Annotated in this window: 23 protein-coding genes; 11 read left to right on the forward strand and 12 right to left on the reverse strand. The window is 61.5% G+C overall.

All coding sequences use genetic code 11. From position 1 onward, the window contains the following. Positions 1-2 precede the first annotated feature (2 nt). Genes NGM99_RS12870 through coaD form a run of 3 tightly spaced genes read right to left on the reverse strand, consistent with a single transcriptional unit; the run spans position 3 to position 1,647 of the window. Complete coding sequence (locus tag NGM99_RS12870; RefSeq protein ID WP_252819520.1) at positions 3-518, reverse strand: peptidylprolyl isomerase; 516 nt, start codon at positions 516-518, stop codon at positions 3-5. 26 nt (positions 519-544) lie between these two features. Then, positions 545-1,129 (reverse strand): peptidylprolyl isomerase, encoded by a 585-nt coding sequence (locus NGM99_RS12875; RefSeq protein ID WP_252819522.1) that lies wholly within the window; start codon positions 1,127-1,129, stop codon positions 545-547. Then, positions 1,129-1,647, reverse strand: a complete 519-nt coding sequence (coaD, locus tag NGM99_RS12880; protein ID WP_252819524.1) for a pantetheine-phosphate adenylyltransferase — start codon at positions 1,645-1,647, stop codon at positions 1,129-1,131. The genes NGM99_RS12875 and coaD overlap by 1 nt, the downstream gene beginning before the upstream one ends. Positions 1,648-1,838: 191 nt before the next feature. Here coaD and NGM99_RS12885 point away from each other — a divergent pair, with 191 nt between their 5' ends. Continuing rightward, positions 1,839-1,976 (forward strand): hypothetical protein, encoded by a 138-nt coding sequence (locus NGM99_RS12885; RefSeq protein ID WP_252819525.1) that lies wholly within the window; start codon positions 1,839-1,841, stop codon positions 1,974-1,976. Between the two features lie 46 nt (positions 1,977-2,022). Here the strand turns inward: NGM99_RS12885 and gyrA are convergent, their stop codons facing one another. Beyond that, the gene (gene gyrA, locus NGM99_RS12890; protein WP_252819527.1) at positions 2,023-4,752 is read right to left on the reverse strand and encodes a DNA gyrase subunit A; all 2,730 of its coding nucleotides are present in this window, start codon (positions 4,750-4,752) and stop codon (positions 2,023-2,025) included. Between the two features lie 138 nt (positions 4,753-4,890). On the opposite strand from gyrA, the gene NGM99_RS12895 reads away from it, so the two are divergent. Then, positions 4,891-5,523, forward strand: coding sequence for a MarC family protein (locus tag NGM99_RS12895; protein ID WP_252819528.1), 633 nt, complete (start codon positions 4,891-4,893; stop codon positions 5,521-5,523). A gap of 84 nt (positions 5,524-5,607) precedes the next feature. Here NGM99_RS12895 and ssb read toward each other — a convergent pair whose 3' ends face one another. Further along, the gene (ssb, locus tag NGM99_RS12900; protein ID WP_289852470.1) at positions 5,608-6,156 is read right to left on the reverse strand and encodes a single-stranded DNA-binding protein; all 549 of its coding nucleotides are present in this window, start codon (positions 6,154-6,156) and stop codon (positions 5,608-5,610) included. A gap of 685 nt (positions 6,157-6,841) precedes the next feature. Between ssb and uvrA the strand changes: the two genes are divergently transcribed. Further along, complete coding sequence (uvrA, locus tag NGM99_RS12905) at positions 6,842-9,760, forward strand: excinuclease ABC subunit UvrA (protein WP_252819531.1); 2,919 nt, start codon at positions 6,842-6,844, stop codon at positions 9,758-9,760. 8 nt (positions 9,761-9,768) lie between these two features. Here the strand turns inward: uvrA and NGM99_RS12910 are convergent, their stop codons facing one another. Beyond that, positions 9,769-10,677 carry an NAD(P)H-hydrate dehydratase gene (locus NGM99_RS12910; RefSeq protein WP_353937416.1) on the reverse strand — a complete coding sequence of 303 codons (909 nt, stop codon included), beginning with the start codon at positions 10,675-10,677 and terminating at the stop codon, positions 9,769-9,771. Further along, complete coding sequence (locus NGM99_RS12915; RefSeq protein ID WP_252819533.1) at positions 10,674-10,880, reverse strand: hypervirulence associated TUDOR domain-containing protein; 207 nt, start codon at positions 10,878-10,880, stop codon at positions 10,674-10,676. Before NGM99_RS12915 ends, NGM99_RS12910 begins: the two co-directional genes overlap by 4 nt. 266 nt (positions 10,881-11,146) lie before the next feature. Here NGM99_RS12915 and NGM99_RS12920 point away from each other — a divergent pair, with 266 nt between their 5' ends. Both NGM99_RS12920 and glnA read left to right on the forward strand, forming a co-directional pair. Continuing rightward, on the forward strand, positions 11,147-11,485 hold the full coding sequence (locus NGM99_RS12920; protein ID WP_252819534.1) for a P-II family nitrogen regulator: 339 nt from the start codon (positions 11,147-11,149) through the stop codon (positions 11,483-11,485). Between the two features lie 52 nt (positions 11,486-11,537). Then, on the forward strand, positions 11,538-12,947 hold the full coding sequence (glnA, locus tag NGM99_RS12925) for a type I glutamate--ammonia ligase (protein WP_252819536.1): 1,410 nt from the start codon (positions 11,538-11,540) through the stop codon (positions 12,945-12,947). A gap of 100 nt (positions 12,948-13,047) precedes the next feature. Here the strand turns inward: glnA and NGM99_RS12930 are convergent, their stop codons facing one another. After that, a complete protein-coding gene (locus NGM99_RS12930) occupies positions 13,048-13,314 on the reverse strand; it encodes a DUF2735 domain-containing protein (RefSeq protein WP_252819537.1) in 267 nt (88 codons plus the stop codon). Positions 13,315-13,552: 238 nt separating this feature from the next. Here NGM99_RS12930 and NGM99_RS12935 point away from each other — a divergent pair, with 238 nt between their 5' ends. The 6 genes from NGM99_RS12935 to NGM99_RS12960 all read left to right on the forward strand — a co-directional run bounded on the left by NGM99_RS12935 (position 13,553) and on the right by NGM99_RS12960 (position 20,861). Beyond that, a complete protein-coding gene (locus NGM99_RS12935; protein ID WP_252819539.1) occupies positions 13,553-14,596 on the forward strand; it encodes a glutamine synthetase beta-grasp domain-containing protein in 1,044 nt (347 codons plus the stop codon). A gap of 272 nt (positions 14,597-14,868) precedes the next feature. After that, positions 14,869-16,356 (forward strand): replicative DNA helicase, encoded by a 1,488-nt coding sequence (locus NGM99_RS12940; protein ID WP_252819540.1) that lies wholly within the window; start codon positions 14,869-14,871, stop codon positions 16,354-16,356. A 36-nt stretch (positions 16,357-16,392) separates the two neighbouring features. Then, the gene (gene radA / locus NGM99_RS12945; protein ID WP_252819542.1) at positions 16,393-17,796 is read left to right on the forward strand and encodes a DNA repair protein RadA; all 1,404 of its coding nucleotides are present in this window, start codon (positions 16,393-16,395) and stop codon (positions 17,794-17,796) included. A 179-nt stretch (positions 17,797-17,975) separates the two neighbouring features. Next, the gene (locus NGM99_RS12950; RefSeq protein WP_252819544.1) at positions 17,976-18,596 is read left to right on the forward strand and encodes a CvpA family protein; all 621 of its coding nucleotides are present in this window, start codon (positions 17,976-17,978) and stop codon (positions 18,594-18,596) included. A gap of 59 nt (positions 18,597-18,655) precedes the next feature. After that, complete coding sequence (purF, locus tag NGM99_RS12955) at positions 18,656-20,119, forward strand: amidophosphoribosyltransferase (RefSeq protein ID WP_252819546.1); 1,464 nt, start codon at positions 18,656-18,658, stop codon at positions 20,117-20,119. 1 nt (position 20,120) lies between these two features. Then, the gene (locus NGM99_RS12960; RefSeq protein WP_252819547.1) at positions 20,121-20,861 is read left to right on the forward strand and encodes an SDR family NAD(P)-dependent oxidoreductase; all 741 of its coding nucleotides are present in this window, start codon (positions 20,121-20,123) and stop codon (positions 20,859-20,861) included. On the opposite strand, the gene NGM99_RS12965 is transcribed toward NGM99_RS12960, so the two are convergent. The 4 genes from NGM99_RS12965 to NGM99_RS12980 are packed head-to-tail and all read right to left on the reverse strand — an operon-like array spanning position 20,846 to position 24,650. After that, entirely contained in the window at positions 20,846-21,670 is an 825-nt protein-coding gene (locus NGM99_RS12965) for a CDP-alcohol phosphatidyltransferase family protein (protein WP_252819549.1), read from the reverse strand. The two genes, NGM99_RS12960 and NGM99_RS12965, sit on opposite strands and share 16 nt — an antisense overlap. A 3-nt stretch (positions 21,671-21,673) precedes the next feature. Then, positions 21,674-22,417, reverse strand: coding sequence for a phosphatidylserine decarboxylase (locus NGM99_RS12970; protein WP_289852471.1), 744 nt, complete (start codon positions 22,415-22,417; stop codon positions 21,674-21,676). Positions 22,418-22,447: 30 nt separating this feature from the next. Further along, positions 22,448-24,334 (reverse strand): ABCB family ABC transporter ATP-binding protein/permease, encoded by a 1,887-nt coding sequence (locus NGM99_RS12975; RefSeq protein WP_252819552.1) that lies wholly within the window; start codon positions 24,332-24,334, stop codon positions 22,448-22,450. 4 nt (positions 24,335-24,338) lie between these two features. Then, positions 24,339-24,650: an ArsR/SmtB family transcription factor gene (locus tag NGM99_RS12980; RefSeq protein ID WP_353937417.1), complete on the reverse strand. Its 312-nt coding sequence runs from the start codon at positions 24,648-24,650 to the stop codon at positions 24,339-24,341. Positions 24,651-24,689 lie beyond the last annotated feature (39 nt).

A 24,689-nucleotide genomic window follows, 5' to 3' on the forward strand; every position in this document is an offset into this window, starting at 1 on the left:
GGTCAGGCCTGAGCGTCCGCTGCGACCTTGAGCGACACGATGGTGTCGGGATCACGCACGGGCTCGCCGCGCTTGATCTGATCGACGTTCTCCATGCCCTCAATGACCTGGCCCCAGACCGTGTACTGACGGTTCAGGAAAGCGGCGTCATCGAAGCAGATGAAGAATTGCGAGTTGGCCGAGTTCGGGCTCTGTGCGCGCGCCATGGAGCAGGTGCCGCGGCCGTGATTGGCGTTGGAGAATTCCGCCTTGAGGTCCGGCTTGTCCGAGCCGCCCATGCCGGCGCGGTTCGGGTTGAAGAAGCCCGAGCCCGTCTTGCCGAACTTCACGTCGCCGGTCTGAGCCATGAAGCCCTCGATGACGCGATGGAAAACCACGCCGTCATAAGCACCCTCGCGGGCCAGTTCCTTGATGCGAGCGACGTGGCCGGGGGCCAGGTCGGGATAGAGCTCGATCACGACGCGACCCTTGGTCGTTTCCATGATCAATGCGTTTTCGGGATCCTTGATCTCGGCCATGAGGCTGAACCTTTCCTGTTATGAACTTACTTGTCGGCCGCGATGCGGACCTTGACCATGCGATCCGGCTCGCTCACCGTGCCGTTGGCGCTCTCGTCGCCCTTCTTGATCGCGTCGATATGCTCGATGCCCTTCTCGACTTCGCCGACCACAGTATACTGGCCGTCCAGCGAAGGTGCCGGCGTGAACATGATGAAGAACTGCGAGTTCGCCGAGTTCGGGTCCTGCGCCCGCGCCATGCCGACCGTGCCGCGCTTGAACGGCGTCTGCGAGAACTCCGCCGGAATGTTCGGCTTGTCCGAGCCGCCGGTGCCGACATCCGATGCCGAGAAATTCTTATCCATGTTCCCGAACTGCACATCGCCGGTCTGCGCCATGAAGCCGTCGATCACGCGATGGAACGCGACGCCGTTATAGGCGCCCTCACGCACCAGTTCCTTGATCTGCGCGACGTGCTTGGGCGCGAGGTCGGGCCGCAAGCCGACGACCACATCACCGTCCTTCAGCGTGATGATCATGGTGTTTTCCGGGTCGGCCGCCAAGGCCGCCGTGGCACCGAAAGCGACAGCGCATGTCAGCGCGAACGCGGTGACCAGCTTCTTGAAGAGCATCAGGCTTTATCCTCTTTGCCGTGAGCGAACTTGGCTTCCAGAGCGGAAGCGACAAGGGGCGGGACGAAGGGGCGGACATTTCCGCCCATGGATGCGATCTGGCGTACGAGCGTGGCAGTGATGGGGCGCGAGGCGGGCTTTGCCGGAAGAAAAACGGTCTGGATGCCTGGAGCCATGGCGGTGTTCATGCCGGCCATCTGCATCTCGTAGTCGAGATCCGTACCATCGCGCACGCCGCGAAGGATGATCGAGGCGCCGTGCTCACGAGCGGCATCGATCACGAGACCGCCGAACGCGATGACATCCACCCGTCCAGCGGCTTCCGAAAAATGCGCCTGCGCGACTTTGCGGATCAGCGCGACGCGCTCGTCAAAACTGAAAACCGGCTGCTTTCCCGGATGCGTGCCGATCGCCACGAGCACACGGTCGGACAATCCCAAGGCGCCTTCCAGCACGTCGAGATGGCCGTTGGTGATCGGATCGAACGAGCCGGAGTAGAGAGCCGTGCGGGAGGTCATTGGGACGGGCTTCTAGCGAGTGGCCGGCTGAAACGCAAACCGCAGAAATTTTCGATGCAACGTGTGTCGGATCACGGATGATTCAGCGATGATCAACATAGTTGTGATCGACTGGCGATCGTGAGCCGATGCAACCAAATGAATGAAGCATTCGTTGCTAGCTCACAAGACGAGACGCGGAAACTGGACCCATGTTGATCTACCTGCTCGCCGCCGCCATGACGATCGCCATGCTTATCGCCACTGCTTTCGGCCTTCATCAGGAAGCGCAGAAGGTGCGGATCGAAGCACGTCGCAACCGCGTCAATCCGTTCGGTCGCCGTTACTGAGCCCAAACCGCCCGCGCCCTCTACGACGCGGGCTCCGATTTGAGGTTTAGTCGTCGGCTTCTTCCTCGGTCTCCGGAATACGCTCGACCGAAACGACTTTTTCGCCACCCGCTGTGCGGAACACGGTGACGCCCTTCGTCGCACGGCTCGCAAAGCGTATGCCAGTGACAGGCACCCGGATCACCTGCCCCCCATTCGACACCATCATCAGTTGATCGCCCGGTTCCACTGGAAATGCCGCGACGAGACAGCCGATTTCGTCCGTCTTCGACACGTCGGTCGCACGGATACCCTTGCCGCCACGTCCTGTGAGGCGGAAGTCATAGGATGACGAGCGCTTGCCGTAACCGTACTCGGTCACGGTCAGCACGAACTGCTCGCGTGCCTTAAGTTCCTCGTAGCGGGCCGGCGAGAGGTCGGTTTCTTCCGCCACATCTTCGTTTGTCAGCGTGACAGCATCCTCTGCATCCTCCGACTCGCTTGGCTCCGCGGCCTTACGTTCGGCAGCTGCCTGTTTCAGATAGGCCGCGCGCTCTGCCGGACTCGCATCGACATGCGTGAGAATGGTCATTGAGATCGCACGGTCATTTTTAGCCAGTGCGATACCGCGTACACCGATCGAATTGCGGCCTGCGAAGACACGGACGTCTGACACGGAGAAGCGAATGCACTGGCCCGAGGCTGCGGTCAGCAGCACATCATGCGCCTCTGTGCAGGTCTCGACGCCGAGAATTTCGTCGCCCTCTTCCTCCAGCTTCATCGCAATCTTGCCGTTACGGTTGATCTGCGTGAAATCCGAAAGCTTGTTGCGACGAACCGTGCCCCGCGTGGTGGCGAAAAGCACATCAAGCTCCGCCCAGCTATCCTCGTTTTCCGGCAGCGGCATGATCGTGGTGATCCGCTCGTTCTGCTCGAAGGGCAGAAGATTGCGCAGGAACTTGCCCTTGGATTGCGGCGTGCCGAGCGGCAGGCGCCAGACCTTTTCCTTGTAGACCTTGCCCGACGAGGTGAAGAATAGGATCGGCGCGTGCGTGCTGGCCACGAAGAGCCGCGTCACGAAATCCTCGTCCTTGGTCGACATGCCCGAGCGGCCTTTGCCGCCACGATGCTGCGCGCGGTAGATCGAGAGCGGCACGCGCTTGATGTAACCCTCGTGCGTGACTGTGACGACCATGTCCTCGCGCTGGATCAGGTCTTCATCCTCGACATCGGGCCCGCCTTCCGCGAGTTCAGTGCGGCGCGGCGTGCCAAATTCGTCGCGAACTGCGATCAGCTCATCCTTGACGATCTGCTGGATGCGAGCGCGCGATGACAGGATGTCGAGATAGTCTCGAATCTCCGCGCCGATCTTTTCGAGCTCATCGCCGATCTCATCACGGCCGAGCGCGGTAAGGCGCTGGAGGCGCAGTTCAAGAATGGCGCGCGCCTGCTCTTCGGAGAGGTTGTAGGTGCCGTCATCGTTGATGCGATGACGCGGATCGTCGATGAGGCGGATGAGAGACTCGACATCCTCCGCCGGCCAACGACGCGTCATCAGGCGATCACGCGCCGTCTGCGGATCGGGCGCTTCGCGAATAGCCTTGATGACCTCGTCGATGTTGGCGACCGCAATCGCCAGACCGACCAACACATGCGCGCGCTCACGCGCCTTGCGCAGCAGGTATTTGGTGCGCAGGCTGACGACGTCCTCACGGAACGTGACGAAAGCCTTCAGCATGTCGTGGAGGTTCAGGACCTCCGGACGACCGCCGTTCAGAGCCACCATGTTCGCGCCGAACGAGGTTTGCAAAGGCGTATAGCGGTAGAGCTGGTTGAGGATCACGTCCGCATTGGCGTCGCGCTTCAGCTCGATCACCACGCGGTAGCCCTGGCGGTCGGATTCGTCGCGAATGTCCGAGATGCCCTCGATGCGCTTTTCGCGCACCAGATCGGCCATCTTCTCGATCATCGTGGCCTTGTTCACCTGGAACGGCACTTCAGTGATGATGATGGCTTCGCGGTCGCCGCGCAGCTGCTCGATCGAGGTGCGGCCGCGCATGATGATCGAACCGCGGCCCGTCGAATACGCACTGACGATGCCGGAACGGCCCAGCACCAAGGCACCGGTCGGGAAGTCCGGGCCCGGAATGATTTCCATCAGTTCGGACAGGTCGATGGCCGGATTGTCGATCAGCGCGACGCAGCCGTTGACGACCTCGCTCAGATTATGCGGCGGAATGTTCGTTGCCATGCCCACGGCGATGCCGCCGGAGCCGTTGACGAGCAGGTTCGGAAAACGGGCCGGCAGAACGCGCGGCTCGCTGCCCGACGCGTCGTAGGTGTCCTGAAACTCGACCGTTTCCTTGTCGATGTCTTCCAGAAGCTCATGCGCGACCTTGGTCAGGCGCGACTCGGTATAGCGCATGGCCGCCGGCGGATCGCCGTCGATCGAGCCGAAATTGCCCTGGCCGTCGATCAGCGGCACACGCAAAGACCAGTCCTGCGCCATGCGCACCAAGGCGTCATAAATCGAGGCGTCGCCATGCGGGTGATACTTACCCATCACGTCGGCGACAGGACGGGCCGACTTCACATATTTGCGGTTCCAGTGATACCCGCTCTCATGCGCCGCATAGAGGATGCGCCGATGCACGGGCTTCAGGCCATCGCGCACATCGGGCAGCGCGCGGCTCACGATCACGCTCATGGCGTAATCGAGATAGGAACGCTGCATCTCGTCGATAATGGAAATGGGCTCGATATCGGTCGGGCCCAATGGCGGGGTCGGATCGCTCAAAACAGTCACGCAATCGAAAAAGAATCGGACCTGTTACATATAGGAAATGACAGGGCTAAATACCAACGCCGCGTAAGCGGGCTGCCATGCCGTCCGACGTTTCCACCCGAATTGGCGCGCAAGCCGAGGGGACAGCGATTGCCTGAGTTCGAAGCCTTGTTCAACGCTTTCGTCACAGTGCTGGTGACCATCGACCCGCCGGGCCTCGCGCCACTGTTTTTGGCGCTGACGCCCGGTATGTCGCGGTCGCAGCGCGCGCAGGTTTCGTTGCGGGCGAGCCTGATCGCGTTCGGCGTGCTGGCGCTTTTCGCCATCGCCGGGGCTGCGATCCTGAAAGTGTTCGGCATTACCCTGCCCGCTTTCCGTGTCGCGGGCGGATTGCTGCTGTTCTTCATCGCCTTCGAAATGATCTTCGAGCGCCGGCAGGACCGAAAGGAAAAGAGCGCGGATGTCGCGATTACGCGCGACATGATCCACCACGTCGCCGCCTTCCCGCTCGCCATTCCGTTGATCGCCGGTCCCGGCGCGATTTCCGCCATCGTCCTGTTGTCCGGCTCGATGCCGGGTGCCGGCGGCAGCATTGCGCTGACGATAATCATCGCGCTCTCTATCCTGATCACATATGCAGTGCTGATCCTCGCCGAGCGCGTGGACCGTTTCCTTGGCCAAACGGGCCGCTCGATCCTCACGCGCTTGCTCGGCGTGATCCTCGCGGCGCTTGCGGTGCAGTTCGTGGCGGATGGGGTTCGCGCGCTCATAAGAGCGGGATGAGCAAGCCTTCTCTATCTGCGCTGCAGCGTGAATGAAAAAGGCACGGCGTGAGCCGTGCCTTTTACTTTTGCGCGTAAAGTCAGATCAGAACGGAATGTCGTCGTCGAGATCGCGCGAGCCGCCACCACCGCCGCGCCCACCACGGCCACCACCGCTGCCGCCCCAGTCATCGCTCGGGCCAGAACTGCCGAAGTCGCCACGACCGCCGCCGCTGCGACCTCCGCCTCCGCCGAAGCTGCCACCACCGCCGCCGTAGTCGCCGACATCGCCACCGCCCTGGCCGCGCGCGTCGAGCATCTGGAGTTCGCCGCGGAACTTCTGCAGCACGACCTCGGTCGAATACCGGTCCTGACCGTCCTTGTCCTGCCACTTGCGGGTCTGAAGCGCGCCTTCGAGGTACACCTTCATGCCCTTCTTCAGGTACTGCTCGGCGACCTTGGCGAGGTTGTCGTTGAAGATCACGACGCTGTGCCACTCGGTCTTTTCCTTGCGCTCGCCCGAGTTCTTGTCGCGCCAGGTTTCCGAGGTCGCAATTCGCAGGTTGACGACAGGGTCGCCGGAACCCAGGCGCCGGACCTCAGGGTCCGCTCCGAGATTGCCGACCAATATGACTTTGTTGACGCTTCCCGCCATCACGCTTCTCCACGCATTATCCTAAACCGGCCCGAAGGCGGCGCTACCCTAGCCCGCGCTCGCGCCATTTGCTTGCATCATCATCGAACATTCCCCGTTCTCCACAGGATATGTTCCTTGTTTGTTCTAAGCAATGTGGTCGGTCTCCACAAGAGAAAGCCCTCCGAGCTCGGAAGCAGCGGAGGGCTTGCATGGCAACGCCATTGGCAGTTCAGGATGCCGGCCTTTGTTCGTGACGCAACGCGAAACCGCGCGGTCCGACTATAGTCTCTTCGGTGGGTTGGGTTTCGGCTTCGCGCGCCGGGATGAGCCAGCTCGTATCGGCCGTGGCTCCAATCGTCAGGTGGAGCCTTTTGAACGCTGCGGTGGAGTCATGGCCTCCCTCCGGTTCGTTGCTCACAATGTTCAGCCACCTTCCCGGTGCCTGCGGCGCCTCGCAGGCGGTCGCTGATCGACGCGGGTGCAAGAAGGCTGGAACAGGATGAAACGTGCGCCCGATCACGCAGCCTGTCAACGAAAACGGAATCATGCTCGCGGATTCGTGAATGTCAGGACGCGACAGCACCAAATTGCCGCTGGATTTGTTTCCGTTGCGTTCTCACTTAAGCCGATGTTAATCACTGCAACGATCTAGGCGCCGCGCCCGTTAGCCGTTCGACCGCGCCACCCACACTCCCGAGATATCATGGCCGACCACCGAACCATTTCGATCCGCGGCGCGCGCGAGCACAATCTCAAGAATATCGACCTCGATCTGCCCCGGGATTCGCTGATCGTGATGACCGGCCTGTCGGGCTCCGGTAAGTCATCGCTCGCCTTCGACACGATCTATGCGGAAGGCCAGCGCCGTTACGTCGAGAGCTTGTCGGCCTATGCGCGCCAGTTCCTCGAAATGATGCAGAAGCCGGATGTCGATCAGATCGACGGCCTGTCACCCGCGATCTCCATCGAGCAGAAGACGACTTCGAAGAACCCCCGTTCAACGGTCGGCACCGTCACGGAGATCTACGATTATATGCGCTTGCTCTGGGCGCGCGTCGGCATCCCCTATTCGCCGGCCACCGGCCTGCCTATCGAGAGCCAGACGGTGAGCCAGATGGTGGACCGCGTGCTCGCGCTCGACGAAGGCACGCGCCTTTTCATCATGGCGCCCATCGCGCGGGGCCGTAAGGGCGAATACAAGAAGGAGCTGGCCGAGCTTCAGAAGAAGGGCTTCCAGCGCGTCAAGATCGACGGCGAATTCTACGAAATCGGCGAAGCACCGACACTCGACAAGAAGTACAAGCACGATATCGACGTGGTCGTGGACCGCGTCGTGGTGCGCGCCGATATGAGCTCGCGCCTAGCTGACAGCCTGGAAACGTCGCTGAAGCTCGCTGAAGGCTTGGCCATTGCGGAGTTCGCCGACAAGCCGCTGCCCGAGGGCGCCACGGCCAAGGATTCCGCGAACAAGTCGAAAAACGAGACGCATGAGCGGATGCTGTTCTCGGAGAAGTTCGCCTGCCCGGTTTCCGGCTTCACGATCTCCGAGATCGAGCCGCGCCTGTTCTCGTTCAACAACCCGTTCGGCGCCTGCCCGACTTGCGATGGCCTCGGCAGCCAGCAGGCCATCGATCCGACGATGATCGTGCCCGATGAAGGTCTGACGTTGCGCAACGGCGCTATCGCACCGTGGGCGCGCTCGACCTCGCCCTACTACAATCAGACGCTGGAGGGTCTCGGCGCGATCTATGATTTCAAGCTTTCCGACCGGTATCGCGACCTGTCCGCCGAGGCGAAGAAGGCGATCCTTTATGGCACCGGCTCGAAGCAGGTCGCATTCCAGTACAATGACGGGCTGCGTTCCTACAAAACCAACAAGACCTTCGAGGGCGTGATCCCGAATCTCGAGCGTCGGTGGAAAGAGACCGAGTCTGCCTGGATGCGCGAAGAGATCGAGCGCTTCATGTCCGCCACGCCCTGCCCGGCGTGCAAAGGCTATCGCCTGAAGCCGGAAGCTTTGGCGGTGAAGGTTGCCGGGCGGCATATCGGCGAGGCCACTCAGCTCTCGATCAAGGCAGCGGATGCCTGGTTCGATACTCTGCCCGGGCAGTTGAGCGAAAAGGACAATGAGATTGCGGTCCGCATTCTCAAGGAGATCCGCGAACGCCTGCGCTTCCTCAACGATGTCGGCCTCGACTATCTGACGCTTTCGCGCAATTCCGGCACGCTGTCGGGCGGCGAGAGCCAGCGCATTCGCCTGGCATCACAGATCGGCTCGGGGCTGACCGGCGTGCTTTATGTGCTGGATGAGCCGTCTATCGGCCTGCATCAGCGCGACAATGCGCGGCTGCTCGAAACGCTCAAGCACCTGCGCGATCTCGGCAACACGGTTATTGTTGTCGAGCATGACGAGGATGCCATCCTGCAGGCGGATCACGTGGTCGATATCGGTCCTGCTGCGGGCATCCACGGTGGAGAGATCATCGCGCAGGGCACGCCATCCGACATTCTTGCGAGCCCAAAGTCGCTGACCGGCCAATATCTGTCTGGCTCGATAGGTGTGCCGGTGCCGGATCATCCTCGCGTCGGCAAGAAGGGGAAGATGCTGAAGGTCGTCGGCGCGCGGGGCAACAACCTCAAGAACGTCACGGCTGAAATTCCGCTCGGCACTTTTACGGCGGTGACGGGCGTTTCAGGCGGCGGCAAGTCTACATTCCTCATCGAGACGCTGTTCAAGGCCGCGTCGCGCAAGATCATGGGATCGCGCGAGCACCCGGCCGAGCATGACAGCATCGAAGGCCTCGAATTCCTCGACAAGGTGATCGACATCGACCAGTCGCCCATCGGACGCACGCCGCGTTCGAACCCCGCCACCTATACGGGCGCCTTCACGCCGATCCGAGACTGGTTCGCCGGCCTGCCGGAAGCCAAGGCGCGCGGTTACCAGCCGGGCCGCTTCTCGTTCAACGTAAAGGGCGGCCGTTGCGAGGCATGCCAGGGCGATGGCGTCATCAAGATCGAGATGCACTTCCTGCCCGATGTCTATGTCACCTGCGATGTCTGCCACGGCAAGCGCTACAACCGCGAAACGCTGGATGTCACGTTCAAGAGCAAGTCGATCGCCGATGTGCTCGATATGACCGTGGAGGAAGGCTGCGACTTCTTCTCGGCCGTGCCGGCCGTCCGCGACAAGCTGCTGACGCTCAACAAGGTCGGCCTCGGCTATATCCGCATCGGCCAGCAGGCCAACACGCTGTCCGGCGGTGAGGCTCAGCGCATCAAGCTCGCCAAGGAACTGTCGCGCAAGAGCACCGGCAAGACGCTTTATATCCTGGACGAGCCGACCACCGGCCTGCACTTCCACGACGTCGCGAAGCTCCTCGAACTGCTGCATGAGCTTGTCGAACAGGGCAACACCGTGATCGTGATCGAGCACAATCTCGAAGTCATCAAGACGGCGGACTGGATCCTTGATCTTGGGCCGGAAGGGGGCGATGGCGGCGGTGAGCTCGTCGCCGAAGGGCGACCGTCAGACATCATCAAGCAAAAGCGGTCCTATACTGGCCGCTTCCTCAAGGAAGTAATGGAGCGTCGGCCAAGCCTGCCGCAGGCTGCGGAGTAGAAGCGAATTCAGCGCCGCTTGGGCTTCAGCGCTTTCGGTCCGAGTTCTGTGAGCACTGCCGGCAGCGCGTCCGGCAGATCCTCGGCGATCAGCCCCGGTCCGAACCGGGATGCCGTTTCCGCATGGAGCCAGACGGCCGCGGATGCCGCCTCAAATGGCGGCATGCCTTGCGCAAGCAGGCCGCCGCAAAATCCGGCCAGCACATCGCCCGAACCCGCGGTGGCCAGAAAAGGCGTCGCGTTGCGGTTGATGGCTGCGCGGCCATCGGGATCGGCGATGATTGTTTCCTCGCCTTTCAGGATGACCACGGCGCCTGATCGTCTTGCGGCCTCTCTCGCCCTATCCACGCGGGTGAGTCCCTCGTCTTCCCCGAGATCGGGGAATAAGCGGCTGAACTCGCCTTCGTGTGGGGTCGTCACCACGTGGGAGGCGCTGCTCTTGATGGCTTCGAACAGGATTTCAGGCTTGTCTCGGAACGCGGTGATGCCATCGGCGTCGAGAACGAGTGACGACGCTTGCTTAAACGCGAGCACAGTGATCGCGAACGCGTTCGCCTTCTCGAGATTTCCAAAGCCGGGCCCAAGGACATAGGCGCGGCAGCGCGCTTTTTCCTGAAATGCGTCCAGAGCATTAGCGTCAGCCAGCGAGCGCACCATGATCGCGGTCAGGTGAATGGCATTCACCAGCAGCGCATTCGGTGGCGACAAAACCGTCACCGCCCCTGCCCCGATCCGCGCCCCGCCTCTGGCCGAAAGTCGTGCGGCGCCAGTCATCGAGGCGGGGCCTGAGAAAACCGCGAGATGGCCGCGTGCGTATTTGTGGGTATCACCGCCCGGCCATGGAAAATGGTCGAGCCAGAGTTCCGGCCGGTTTTCGACTAGGCTGCCGCTAAGGTGAGTTGCCGCGCGGCTGGTCACTTCTTGTGCAGGCTGTCCGGCTTGTGCGCGGCCTTCGCGCCGCTCTTCGCGCTTTCGACGATGATCTGTGGATCGTCCTTGGACGCGGATACTTTGTGACCTTTGATCTTCGTGTCACTCGTCTGCTTTTTGACGACTTTGCCCTCTGTCTCTCCCTGCGAGGTATTCCAGGCGACTTTGTCGCCTTTCTTGAATTCAGTCACGCGCGCCTCCTCTATGTCCGGCCTCTAGAACGACAATGGATGAGCAACGTTCCTACGCCAATCGTGCTCACGGATTAGGCGAATTGCATCCGAATTAAGCATGAATTCGTCTTGTCAGGCTGTCAGATAGTCATGGCCGGGCGCAGCATTACGAGACGCGCGGCAGTCCTACGCGATCCAGATTGCTGTTGCCTTGGCATGCATCCTGCATTCATAACGGCGGCTGGGCTCTTGCCCTGCCTTGCAGCGAGGAAGCGTTCAAACTCATGAAAAAGATCGAAGCGATCATCAAGCCGTTCAAGCTCGATGAGGTGAAGGAAGCGCTTCAGGAAGCCGGACTTCAGGGCATCACCGTTACCGAGGCGAAAGGCTTCGGCCGACAGAAGGGTCACACCGAGCTCTATCGGGGCGCGGAATATGTCGTGGATTTTCTGCCCAAGGTGAAGATCGAGCTGGTGCTGGGCGACGATGCAGTGGAAGCAGCCGTCGAGGCCATCCGTCGCGCCGCTCACACCGGCCGCATCGGCGACGGCAAGATCTTCGTCTCCACGGTTGAGGAAGTCGTGCGAATCCGAACGGGCGAAACCGGCATCGACGCCATCTGAGCGTTCGAGCCGATTAAAAAGACCACAAACGAAAACAGGGAAAGACCGATACATGACGACTGCCTCAGACATCATGAAGCAGATCAAGGACAACGACGTGAAGTTCGTTGACCTGCGCTTCACCGACCCCAAGGGAAAGCTGCAGCACGTCACCATGGATGTGGGCGTGGTGGACGAGGAAATGTTCGCCGATGGCGTGATGTTCGACGGCTCCTCGATTGCGGGCTGGAAGGCCATCAACGAGTCCGACATGGTGCTGATGCCCGACACGGACACCGTCCACATGGACACGTTCTTCGCGCAGTCGACCATGGTCGTGGTTTGCGACATCCTCGATCCGGTCACCGGCGAAGCCTACAATCGCGATCCGCGCGGCACGGCGAAGAAGGCCGAGGCCTATGTGAAATCGGAAGGCATCGGCGACCAGATCTTTGTCGGCCCGGAAGCAGAATTCTTCATCTTCGATGACGTGAAGTACAAGGCCGATCCTTACAATACCGGCTTCAAGCTCGACTCTTCGGAACTGCCGTCCAACGACGACACAGACTATGAGACGGGCAATCTCGGCCACCGTCCGCGCGTGAAGGGCGGCTACTTCCCCGTTCCGCCGATCGACAGCGCGCAGGACATGCGCTCCGAGATGCTGACGGTTCTGTCTGAAATGGGCGTGACCGTCGAGAAGCACCACCACGAGGTGGCGGCGGCCCAGCATGAGCTCGGCCTGAAGTTCGACAGCCTCGTGCGCAACGCCGACAAGATGCAGATCTACAAATATGTCGTGCATCAGGTCGCGAACGCCTATGGCAAGACCGCGACCTTCATGCCCAAGCCAGTGTTCGGCGACAACGGCTCAGGCATGCACGTGCATATGTCGATCTGGAAAGACGGCAAGCCGACCTTCGCGGGCAATGAATATGCCGGCCTTTCGGAGAGCTGCCTCTTCTTCATCGGCGGCGTGATCAAGCATGCCAAGGCGGTGAATGCCTTCACCAATCCGCTGACGAACTCGTACAAGCGCCTGGTCCCGGGCTACGAGGCGCCGGTTCTGCTCGCCTATTCCGCGCGCAACCGCTCGGCATCCTGCCGCATTCCGTTCGGCTCGTCGCCGAAGTCGAAGCGCGTCGAAGTTCGCTTCCCCGATCCGGGCGCGAACCCCTATCTCGGCTTCGCTGCACTGCTGATGGCCGGTCTCGACGGCATCAAGAACAAGATCCACCCCGGCCAGCCGATGGACAAGGATCTCTATGACCTGCCACCGCGCGAATTGAAGCGTATTCCGACCGTGTCCGGCTCACTGCGCGAGGCGCTGCAGAACCTCGACAAGGATCGCGGCTTCCTGAAGGCTGGCGGCGTGTTCGACGACGATCAGATCGACGCCTTCATCGAACTGAAGATGGCCGAGGTCATGCGCTTCGAAATGACCCCGCATCCGGTCGAGTTCGACATGTATTATTCGATCTGATCGAATGTCGATTTATTCGAAAGAAAAAGGGGCGCGGCTGAAACAGCCGCGCCCCTTTTTATTTATCTTACGATCACGGAAACTCACCGCCGTCGGCAGCTCAGAATTTCCTCGCATTCAATTCGTCGCGCATCGCTTGCTCATGATACCAACCGTCCGTGTCGATGATCGGACGGATCAATTCCACATTCCGCGTGCCGGCCACATCTCCTGCCGCATGTCCCCGCCTTTGGCGGATGGCGTGAAGCGGGAATTGCAGAACCGTCGCGGATGCTTCCTGCATCCTGCCAGACATGTTCATTCCCTCAAATTTGTCGTTGGGATCGAACTTAGTACGTTCCTCAAGATAAGCAAGCGATCTGCCCAATAATAATGCTTATTGCCTAATATATGTGCATTTGAGCGAGCATGAGCGGTCGGCCCCAAGAGATGAGCAGCCGCTAGGGCCCGGCGAAAGCCGCCCTCGGTGCCGATGTTCCAGTGCCGCGGACGAAATTTCGCGGTTGGCACGAGGCTTGCAGTATCCCTCGCGTCGAGCGCGCCAAAGGGAAACGCGTCGGCTGCCGCGCCCGGGGCATGGAGAGAGGCGAAAAAAGAAGGTCATCATGACGAAATACAAACTCGAATATATCTGGCTGGATGGCTGCAAGCCTGTGGCGGGCCTGCGCGGCAAAACGCAGATCAAGGAATTCGCTGAGTTTCCGACGCTGGAGCAGCTGCCGCTCTGGGGCTTCGATGGTTCGTCCACCGAGCAGGCGGAAGGCCGCTCTTCGGATTGCGTTCTCAAGCCCGTCGCCATTTATCCCGATCCGGCCCGCACGAATGGCGCGCTTGTCATGTGCGAAGTGATGATGCCCGACGGCGTCACCCCACACGTGTCCAACAGCCGCGCAACCATCCTCGATGATGAAGGCGCTTGGTTCGGATTCGAGCAGGAATACTTCTTCTACAAGAACGGCCGTCCCCTCGGCTTCCCCGAGAGCGGTTACCCGGCGCCGCAGGGCCCTTACTACACCGGCGTCGGCTACAAGAATGTCGGCGACATCGCGCGCCAGATCGTCGAAGAGCATCTCGACCTCTGCCTCGCGGCCGGCATCAACCATGAGGGCATCAATGCCGAGGTGGCCAAGGGTCAGTGGGAATTCCAGATTTTCGGCAAGGGCTCGAAGCGTGCTGCCGACCAGATGTGGATCGCGCGTTACCTGCTCCTCCGCTTGACCGAGAAGTATCAGATCGACATCGAATTCCACTGCAAGCCGCTCGGCGATACCGACTGGAACGGTTCGGGCATGCATTGCAACTTTTCGACCGCCTATATGCGCGAAGTCGGCGGCAAGGCCTATTTCGAAGCGCTCATGGGTGCGTTCGAAAAGAACCTGCAGGAGCACATCGACGTTTACGGTCCGGACAATCACATGCGCCTCACCGGCAAGCATGAGACCGCTCCGTGGAACAAGTTCTCCTACGGCGTTGCCGACCGGGGTGCTTCGATCCGCGTGCCGCACTCCTTCGTCAACAACGGCTACAAGGGCTATCTCGAGGATCGCCGTCCGAACTCGCAGGGCGACCCGTACCAGATCGCTTCCCAGGTTCTGAAGACCATCGCCTCGGTTTCGGCCGAGGAAGGCAATGTTTCCGCAGCCGCCTAAAAAGCGCCTCGCGTAACCTCCAAGCCAGTTTTCGCGGCGGCCCGAGCAATCGGGCCGCCGCTTTCGTTTGATCACATTCTGCGATGTTCTTGTTTTGTTCATTTAACCGAGCTAGGTTGGAAGAGTTTCGTCAACCTCCTTTGCGCATGGTCGCGAAATGCTTGTGGACGAGTGTGAATCGCGGGCACCGGGTCTGAATGAGGCAAGTCGGGTTCGCCCGAATCGCCTCACCCCGCTAACCTGCTTTCTTTTCGTTGGAGCAATCGACTGTCATGGCTGAACCTGCCCGTAAGATCGGTCTTGTCGAAACCCCGCTTTATCGCGAGGCTCCCAGCAACATCGAGGCCGAGCAGGCCCTGCTGGGCGCCATCCTCGTCAACAATGACGCGCTTTATCGTGTCACGGACTTTCTCAAGCCCGAGCACTTCTTCGAGCCGCTGCACCGTAAGATCTACGAGGTCGCGGGCGACATGATCCGCATGGGCAAGACGGTCAGCCCGGTGACGATCAAGACCTTCCTGCCCGCTGACGAGAAAGTCGGCGACATGACCGTTGCCTTCTATCTCGCGCGCCTCGCAGCCGAAGCCGTGACCATCATCAACGCCTCGGACTATGGCCGTGCCATCTACGATCTAGCCACCCGCCGTTCGCTGATTTCGGTCGGCGAGGACATGGTAAACGTCGCCTACGATTCGCCGGTCGACAGCTCGCCGCAAAGTCAGATCGAGGATGCCGAGCGAAAGCTTTTCAGCCTGGCCGAAAGCGGTCGCTACGATGGCGGCTTCGAATCGTTCAACGACGCGGTGAAGACCGCGATCGACATGGCCAACGCCGCCTACATGCGGGATGGAGGCCTGTCGGGCATCTCAACTGGTCTGCGCGATCTCGACAAGCGCATGGGTGGCCTGCAGCCCTCCGACTTGATCGTGCTCGCCGGGCGTCCCGGCATGGGCAAGACCTCGCTTGCGACCAACATCGCCTATAATATCGCGTCGGTATATGAGCCGATCCAGCAGGCCGACGGCTCGTTCAAAGCCAAGAACGGCGGCGTCGTCGGCTTCTTCTCGCTCGAAATGTCGTCCGAGCAGCTTGCGACCCGTATCATTTCCGAGCAGACGGAAATCGCCTCCTCCAAGATCCGTCGCGGTGAGATTACCGAGGTTGATTTCGAAAAGCTCACGGCCTGTGCGATTCAGATGGAGAGGGTTCCCCTCTATATCGATGCGACGGGCGGCATTTCCATCGCGCAGCTCGCCGCGCGTGCCCGCCGTCTCAAGCGTCAACGGGGGCTGGATCTTCTGGTGATCGACTATATCCAGCTGATGCAGGGCTCTTCGAAGAACAGCCAGAACCGCGTGCAGGAGGTGACCGAGATCACCACCGGCCTGAAGGCGCTCGGCAAGGAGCTCGCGGTGCCGATCATCGCGCTGTCCCAGCTTTCGCGTCAGGTCGAGAACCGCGACGACAAGCGTCCGCAGCTTTCCGACCTTCGCGAATCGGGCTCGATCGAGCAGGACGCCGACGTTGTGCTCTTCGTGTATCGCGAGGAGTACTACCTCAAGAACAAGGAGCCCAAGCCCGGCACGGAGGAATACGTGCAGTGGGAAAACAACATGAATGAGATGCGCGGCAAATCCGAAGTGATCATCGCCAAGCAGCGTCACGGTCCCACGGGCTCGGTGCCTCTCGGCTTCCAGTCCGAATTCACGCGCTTCTTCGACCTCGCCGAGGAAGACCGCCTGCCTGTTCAATACGAGTAATCCCTTGAAGCACCCAGCATCGGGAGCGCGCGGCTGATGGCTAAGCCGCGCGCTCAATTCATCTGTCAGAACTGCGGGACGGTTTACAGCCGGTGGGCGGGCAAGTGCGACGCCTGCGGGGCCTGGAACACGATCGTCGAAGAAGGGACGTCCGGCGGCATCGGCGGCGGACCGGCCGCGATGCGTTCGGCTCGCAAGGGCCGTCCGGTTGCGCTGACCTCGCTGCAAGGCGAGATCGAGGATGCGCCGCGCATCGTCACTGGCATCGCGGAACTCGACCGCGCCACAGGTGGTGGGTTCGTGCCCGGCTCGGCACTGCTGGTCGGTGGTGACCCCGGCATCGGCAAATCGACGCTGTTGATGCAGGCGGCGGCGGCACTCGCGAGTAAAGGCTATCGCATCGTCTATGTCTCGGGCGAGGAAGCGGTCGCGCAGGTGCGCCTGCGGGCACAGCGTTTGGGCGTGGCATCTGCCCCGGTCGAGCTGGCAGCCGAAACGAATGTCGAGGACATCCTCGCCACCCTCGCCGATGGCAAGCACCCCGATCTCGTGATTCTCGATTCGATCCAGACGCTTTGGACCGACCTTGTGGAATCCGCACCCGGCACCGTCACGCAGGTCCGCAGCTCCGCCCAGAGCATGATCCGCTTCGCCAAGGCGTCGGGCTCGGCCATCGTGCTTGTCGGCCACGTCACCAAGGAGGGCCAGATCGCGGGTCCTCGTGTGGTCGAGCACATGGTCGACGGCGTGCTCTATTTCGAGGGCGAAGGCGGGCATCACTATCGCATCCTGCGCACTGTGAAGAACCGTTTCGGGCCGACCGACGAAATCGGCGTGTTCGAGATGGGCGATAAGGGTCTGCGTGAGGTCTCGAACCCTTCCGAACTCTTCCTCGGCGAGCGGCAGGAGAAGGCGCCGGGTGCTGCGGTCTTCGCCGGCATGGAAGGCACGCGGCCGGTGCTGGTCGAGATTCAGGCGCTGGTTGCCCCCACTTCCCTTGGCACACCACGCCGCGCGGTGGTCGGGTGGGACGGCGCGCGGCTGTCCATGGTACTCGCGGTGCTCGAAGCGCATTGCGGTGTCCGCTTCGGTCAGCATGACGTTTATCTCAATGTCGCGGGCGGCTATCGCATCAGCGAGCCGGCAGCGGATCTGGCCGTGGCGGCAGCCCTGGTCTCCTCCATGACCAGCCTTGCCCTGCCCGCGGATTGCGTTTATTTCGGCGAGATCAGCCTGTCGGGTGCCATCAGGCCGGTTGCGCATGCGCAGGCCCGGCTCAAGGAGGCCGAAAAGCTCGGCTTCGGACAGGCCGTGATGCCGGCTTCCAGCGAAGAGACGCTGAGCGGGATCGGCAGCAAAGGCTTCCAGCCGCGCATGCTGATCGATCTGGTTTCGCGGATCGCTGGCGCCCGGCTGAGGCGGGAGGCGGACGACGATTAAAGGCCGAGAGGGCAAAGTGGCATTCGCTTTGCCTGCTCGAACAGCCGGCAATCGAGAATTCTGGGGCAGCGCGGGTCCACCGCGCCGTTCAAGGCTTGTTTTGGCCGCATTTTCGGGGACAGAGCGGGGCTTACCGTTTCCGGAACTGCCTTACTTGGACGAGGGGGTCCATTCTCGCGATGCCGATTACGCTGCTCGACGGAATCCTCGTCGGCTTCACGCTCGTTTCCGCCGTTCTCGCCATGGTGCGTGGCTTTTCGCGCGAGATTCTGTCGATCGCTTCATGGGCCGGCGCCGCGATCGCCGCCTATTTCCTCTACCCCTATGCCCTGCCCTATGTGCAGCCTTACGTGAGCAGCGCGCAGCTGGCGCTTGCCGCGGCAGCCGGGGCGGTGTTCGTGATCGCCCTGATCGTCATCACCTTGATCACGATGAAGATCGCCGACTTCATTATCGACAGCCGCGTGGGCGCGTTGGATCGCACGCTCGGTTTCCTCTATGGTGTCGCACGCGGCGTGATCGTGGTTGCCGTTGCGCTGATGTTCTTCAACTGGCTCGTCGGCACCAATCCGCCTGCCTGGATAGCCAACGCCAAGTCACGCCCCTGGCTCGAATCCATCGGCCAGTGGATCGAAGCGAAGCTGCCGGCCGACCCCGAAGATTCGCTGCTGCGCCGTCTGCGTCCGGGTGAGACCACCGAGCAGCCTTCGACGACACCGCCCGCAGAGGTAGCGCCGTCCGACGAGGCCTCACCGCCCACTGACAACGCACCTGTGGATGCGCCGCCGGCTGACAATTGATTGAGTAGCGACAGTGCCCGCCCTTTCCTATATGCGTGGCTCTCGCGGAGACTGAACCCATGTCCCAGCAAACCGAGCTGATGGCCGAGGCAGACGACTACTTCCACGACGAGTGTGGCGTCTTCGGTATCTTCGGACGCCAGGATGCCGGCGCCATCGTGACGCTCGGCCTTCATGCCCTGCAGCATCGCGGCCAGGAAGCGGCCGGTATCGTTTCTTATGACGGGCAGCAGTTCCACGTGGAACGTCACGCCGGTCTGATCAGCGATGCCTTCACGAGGCCGGACGTGATCGAGCGGCTCAAGGGAAGCCGTGCTATCGGGCATACCCGTTACGCCACCTCCGGCGGCGGTGGCATGCGCAATATCCAGCCGTTCTTCGCAGAACTCGCGGATGGTGGCTTCGCGGTTGCGCATAACGGCAATCTCACCAATGCCCGTGCCGTTCAGCGCGTGTTGCAGAAGCAGGGATCGATCTTCTCCTCGACCTCGGACACCGAGACGATCCTGCACCTCGTCGCCACCAGCAAGGAGCGTGACACCAATGCGCGCTTCATCGATGCCGTGCGCCAGATCGAAGGCGCATTCTCGCTCGTCGCGCTGACGACCAAGAAGATGATCGGTTGCCGCGATCCGCTCGGCATTCGCCCGCTGGTGCTAGGCGATCTCGACGGTGCCTATATCCTTGCCTCCGAAACCTGCGCGCTCGACATCATCGGTGCGCGTTTCGTGCGCGATGTGAAGCCGGGCGAGATGGTGATCATCACTAATAAGGGGATCGAGAGCCGGTTTCCGTTCGAGCCGGTCAAGTCGCGCTTCTGCGTGTTCGAGTATGTCTATTTCGCGCGGCCGGATTCGATGATCGAGGGCCGCAACGTCTATGAAGCCCGCAAGCAGATCGGGGTGGAACTTGCGTTGGAAAGCCCGGTCGAGGCTGACGTAGTCGTGCCCGTGCCGGATTCCGGCGTGCCGGCAGCGATCGGCTTCGCGCAGGCTGCGAATATTCCCTTCGAACTCGGCATCATTCGCAATCACTATGTCGGCCGCACCTTCATCCAGCCGGGGGACTCGATCCGGCATATGGGCGTGAAGCTCAAGCACAACGCGAACCGCCGGATGATCGAGGGCAAGCGCGTGGTGCTGGTGGACGACTCCATCGTGCGTGGCACCACTAGCCAAAAGATCGTGCAGATGGTCCGCGATGCGGGCGCGAAGGAGGTGCATATGCGCATCGCTTCTCCGCCGACGCGCTCCTCATGCTTCTATGGCGTCGATACGCCCGAGACTGCCAAGCTTCTCGCCTCGCGCATGTCGGTCGAAGAAATGGCGGATTTCATCCGCGTGGACTCGCTCGGATTCCTTTCGATCGACGGGCTTTACCGCGCTGTCGGTGAAACGAACCGCAACAACGAGACGCCACAGTTCTGCGATGCCTGTTTCACCGCCGAGTATCCGACGCGCTTGGTGGATCATGAAGGCGTGGACAATGTGCGGCCGCTGACACTGCTCGCAGCAGGCGCATAAGGTGACTGTCGATCTTGCGGGACGCATCGTCCTCGTCACCGGTGCCTCGCGCGGCATCGGTTATCATCTTGCCAAGCAATCTGCCGAAGCCGGCGCGCATGTGATCGCGGTCGCGCGCACGGTCGGCGGGCTCGAGGAGCTGGACGACGAGATCAAGGCGGCGGGCGGCGAGGCAACTCTGGTTCCGCTCGATTTGGCCGACATGAAGGGCATCGACCGCTTAGGCGGCGCCATCCATGAGCGTTGGGGCAAACTCGACGTGCTCTTCGCCAATGCCGGCATTCTAGGCACCATCTCCCCCATCGGCCATGTCGAGGCGAAGGTGTTCGAGAAAGTCATGGAAGTAAACGTGACTGCGACTTGGCGGCTGATCCGCTCGGTCGATCCGCTGCTTCGCCTGTCCGATGCCGGCCGCGCCATCATCATGTCGTCGGGTGCGGCGCATAGCGCCAAGGCGTTCTGGGGGCCGTATGCGGCGTCCAAGGCAGCAGTCGAAGCGCTGGCGCGGTCGTGGGCGGACGAAACCAAGAACTCGCCGCTGCGCGTGAACTCGGTTAACCCTGGTGCCACGCGCACGGCGATGCGCGCTCAAGCCGTGCCGGGCGAAGACCCGAGCACCCTGCCCCATCCGTCCGAGATCGCCGCTCGCATCATGCCGCTCGCTTCACCGAGCGAAACGCGCACGCGCATGATCTATGAGGCCAAGCCCGATCGCTGGACCTCGTATCAGATGCCTGAGTGATCAGGTCCGGCTTTCGCCTCTTCGATATCGGCGCGCCGTGAATAGGCTCGTGCGCTCAACGGCAAGAAGATGAGATAGGCGAGCGTCGACAGGCTCAGCGTTCCCCACGGATAAACGACCAGCAATACGACATAGAAGGCTGCGGCGAGAATGGCCGGCAGCGCATATTCGCGCCTCAATCGAAAGCTCTTCGCCGACCAGACCGGCAGGCGGCTGACGAGAAGGAACGCGATCAGCACCGTATAGGCCGCCGAAATGTAGGCAAAGGTTCGGTCCGGCGTGACGAAATCAAGGAAGGAAACATAGATCGGCAAGAGCACGAGCACCGCGCCGGCAGGCGCGGGCACGCCAACAAAGTACTCGATCTGCCAGGCAGGCCGTGCATGCTCCTCGTCCAATTCATCGAGGACGTTGAATCGCGCAAGGCGCAGACCGCATGCGATGGTGAAGAGAAGCGCCGCGATCCAGCCCGGCGAGCGCGTGAGGTCGAGCAGGTAGGCGTAGAGCACGAGGGCCGGCGCCACACCGAAATTGACGATATCGGCCAGCGAATCCATCTGAGCGCCGAAGCGTGAGGTGGCCTTCATCATCCGCGCTATGCGGCCATCGATGCCGTCGAGAAAGGCAGCGATCAGAACCATCACCACTGCCGGCTCGAAGCGACCCTCGAAGGCCAGGCGGACGCCAGACAGGCCGGCGCAGATCGCGAGCACCGTAATAAGGTTCGGCACCAAGAGGCGCATCGGAATTTCACGGATGCGCGGGCCGCCGCTGCCATGGGGTTCGAAGGGCTGGAATGGGCCGACCATGGTTCAGCTCACCCGAACGAGAGACGACGGCACGGAAGCGCCGAACTCGGCGATGACAGTTTCGCCGCCAACCGCAGTTTGGCCGACCGCCACACGGGTGGTGAAGCCGGCGGGCAGATAAACATCGAGACGCGAGCCGAAGCGGATCAGACCGAAGCGCTCGCCCATGCCGATGGCGTCACCGCCACGCGACCAGCACAGGATGCGACGGGCCACCAAGCCGGCAACCTGGGTCACGGCGATTTGGCCGTGTGGTCCTTCGATCAACAGGCTGTTGCGCTCGTTCTCGGCACTCGCCTTGTCGAGATCGGCATTCAGGAACTTGCCCGGACGATACTCGATGCGGGCGATGCGGCCACGCACCGGGGAACGATTGATGTGGCAGGAGAAGACATTCATGAACACCGAGACGCGTGTCAGCTCAATGTCGCCCAACCCCAGTTCGCGCGGCGGAATGGCGGGGCCGACGGCGGACACGATGCCATCCGCCGGGCTGATCACAAGCCGGTCGTCGGTTGGCGTAACGCGAACCGGATCTCGGTAGAAATAGGCGCACCATGCTGTGAGGATCGCACCTATCCAGAACAGCGAGGTGGACCAGAGCCCGAGCAGGATGGTCACGACCGCGAAAGCCGCGATAAACGGATAGCCCTCGCGGTGAATGGGCACGAAGGTCTTGCGAATGGTATCGGAGAGGCTCATCGCGTGTCGGGAATTCCCTGTTGCGGCAAGCCTGTCAGTAAACAAAGGCTTAGCCAGCCGCAATGCGGCATGGCTTCAAGGGACGCCGACAGGGCGCCGACGCACGACGAAGCCCTCTTCATCCGCTTCACGCGCGATGCGCAGCTTCTCTTCGGCCTCGGTCGCCTCGCGCTGGCGTTGCCACATGGAGGCGTAGAGGCCGTTGCTTGCCAGAAGCTCGCCATGGGTGCCGCGTTCGGCGATCTCGCCATCCTTGAGCACGATGATCTCATCGGCCGAAATCACGGTGGAGAGGCGGTGCGCGATGACCAGCGTGGTACGACCTCGACTGACCAGATCGAGCGCGGCCTGTATCTCTTGCTCGGTCTGCGTGTCGAGCGCAGAAGTCGCCTCGTCGAGCATGAGGATCGGCGGCGCTTTGAGAATCGTGCGCGCGATGGCGACACGCTGTTTCTCGCCGCCTGAAAGCTTCAGGCCGCGCTCGCCGACCATGGTTCGGTAGCCATCGGGCAGGCGTTCGATGAACGGACCGATCTGTGCCAATTCGGCCGCACGACGCACATCCTCTTCGCTCGCATCGGTTCGGCCATAGCGGATGTTGTAGGCGATGGTGTCGTTGAAGAGCACGGTATCCTGGGGGACCATGCCTATCTCACGACGGAGGCTTTCCTGCTCGACCGAGGCAATGTTCTGCCCGTCCACCAGGATCTCGCCGCCTTGGATGTCGTAGAAGCGGAACAACAGGCGCGAGATCGTCGACTTGCCCGCACCCGATGGACCGACGATTGCGACAGTGCGCCCGGCCGGCACTTCGAAAGAGACGTTCTTGAGGATCGGTCGTGCCGGATCGTAGGCAAAGCTCACATTGCGAAACTCGATAGTGCCTTTACCCACCACCAGCGGCTTCGCATTCGGCGCATCCTGCACTTCCTGCGGTACATCCAGCAGGTCGAACATCTGTTCGATGTCGGTAAGCCCCTGGCGTACTTCGCGGTAGATGAAGCCGATGAAGTTGAGCGGCACGGAAAGCTGCATCAGCATCGTGTTGATGAAGACGAAATCGCCCACGGTCTGTGTGCCGGCCATCACTTCGCGGGCGGACATGACCATGGCAACCGTCATGCCGATGCCGAAGATCATGCCCTGACCGAAATTCAGCCAGCCGAGCGAGGTCCAGCCTTTGGTTGCGGCCACCTCGTAACGCGCCATGGAGCGGTCGAAGCGCTCGGCCTCCATGCGCTCATTGTTGAAATACTTCACCGTCTCGAAATTAAGCAGCGAGTCGATGGCCTTGGTGTTGGCGTCGGTATCGGACTCATTCTGCTCGCGCCGGATGCCGATGCGCCAGTCGCTGGCGCGGATCGTGAACCACACATAGACCGCGACGGTGATGGCGATCACCGCCACATAGGACCAGCCATAGGCGAAGGCGAAGACGCCTGCGGTCAGGGCGAACTCGAGAACGGTGGGCAGGGAGTTGAGGATCGTGAAGCGGACAATCGTCTCGATGCCCTTCGTGCCGCGCTCGATGATACGCGACAGGCCGCCCGTGCGCCGTTCGAGATGAAAGCGCAGCGACAGCTGGTGCATGTGCACGAAAGTGCGATAGGCGAGCTGGCGCACCGCATACTGGCCGACGCTTGCGAAAAGCGCATCGCGCAGCTGGTTGAAACCCCATTGCACGAGGCGGACGACGTTGTAGCCGATGACTAGCGCGACCGGCGCCAGCAGGATCGGCGGCAGGTCCGGCAGGCCCTGAGGCTCGTCGGCCAGCGCATCGGTCGCCCATTTGAAGAAATATGGGACGCCGATCAGGACGACCTTGGCGATGACGAGAAAGAACGTCGCCCAGATCACACGCCATCTGAGATCGGGCCGATCTTTCGGCCACATATATTCCCAGAGATTGGCGAGCGTGCGGAAAGTCGAGCCGGTTTCGGCCGAAACTGTTTTCTGCGCCATGGCGTCAGGCCTTTTCAACGCAGCAAGCGGACAGTCTCGCGAGTTCGGCCTGAAGCTGCTCGAACGCGGCAAGTTCGACAGTGAACAGCGACTTTTGACCCTGTGCCGCTTGTTTCACCAAGCCGGCATCCACCAGCACCCTGAGATGCTGGGATACGGTCGATTGCGCGAGATCGAGCCGAGCCACGACCTGCCCGCAGCAACAGCTCCGTTCCAGGAGAAGATGCTGCAGAATTTCAAGGCGGCGCGGGTGACCAAGGGCCGCGAAGCCCTTGGCAACATCGCCCATGCCCGCTGATACGGAGGAATTATTCATCGTCTATCGCCGATAGACGATGAATATTGGCTCTTCAAC

Source organism: Mesorhizobium liriopis, assembly GCF_024053505.1.
Classification (GTDB): domain Bacteria; phylum Pseudomonadota; class Alphaproteobacteria; order Rhizobiales; family Rhizobiaceae; genus Mesorhizobium_B; species Mesorhizobium_B liriopis.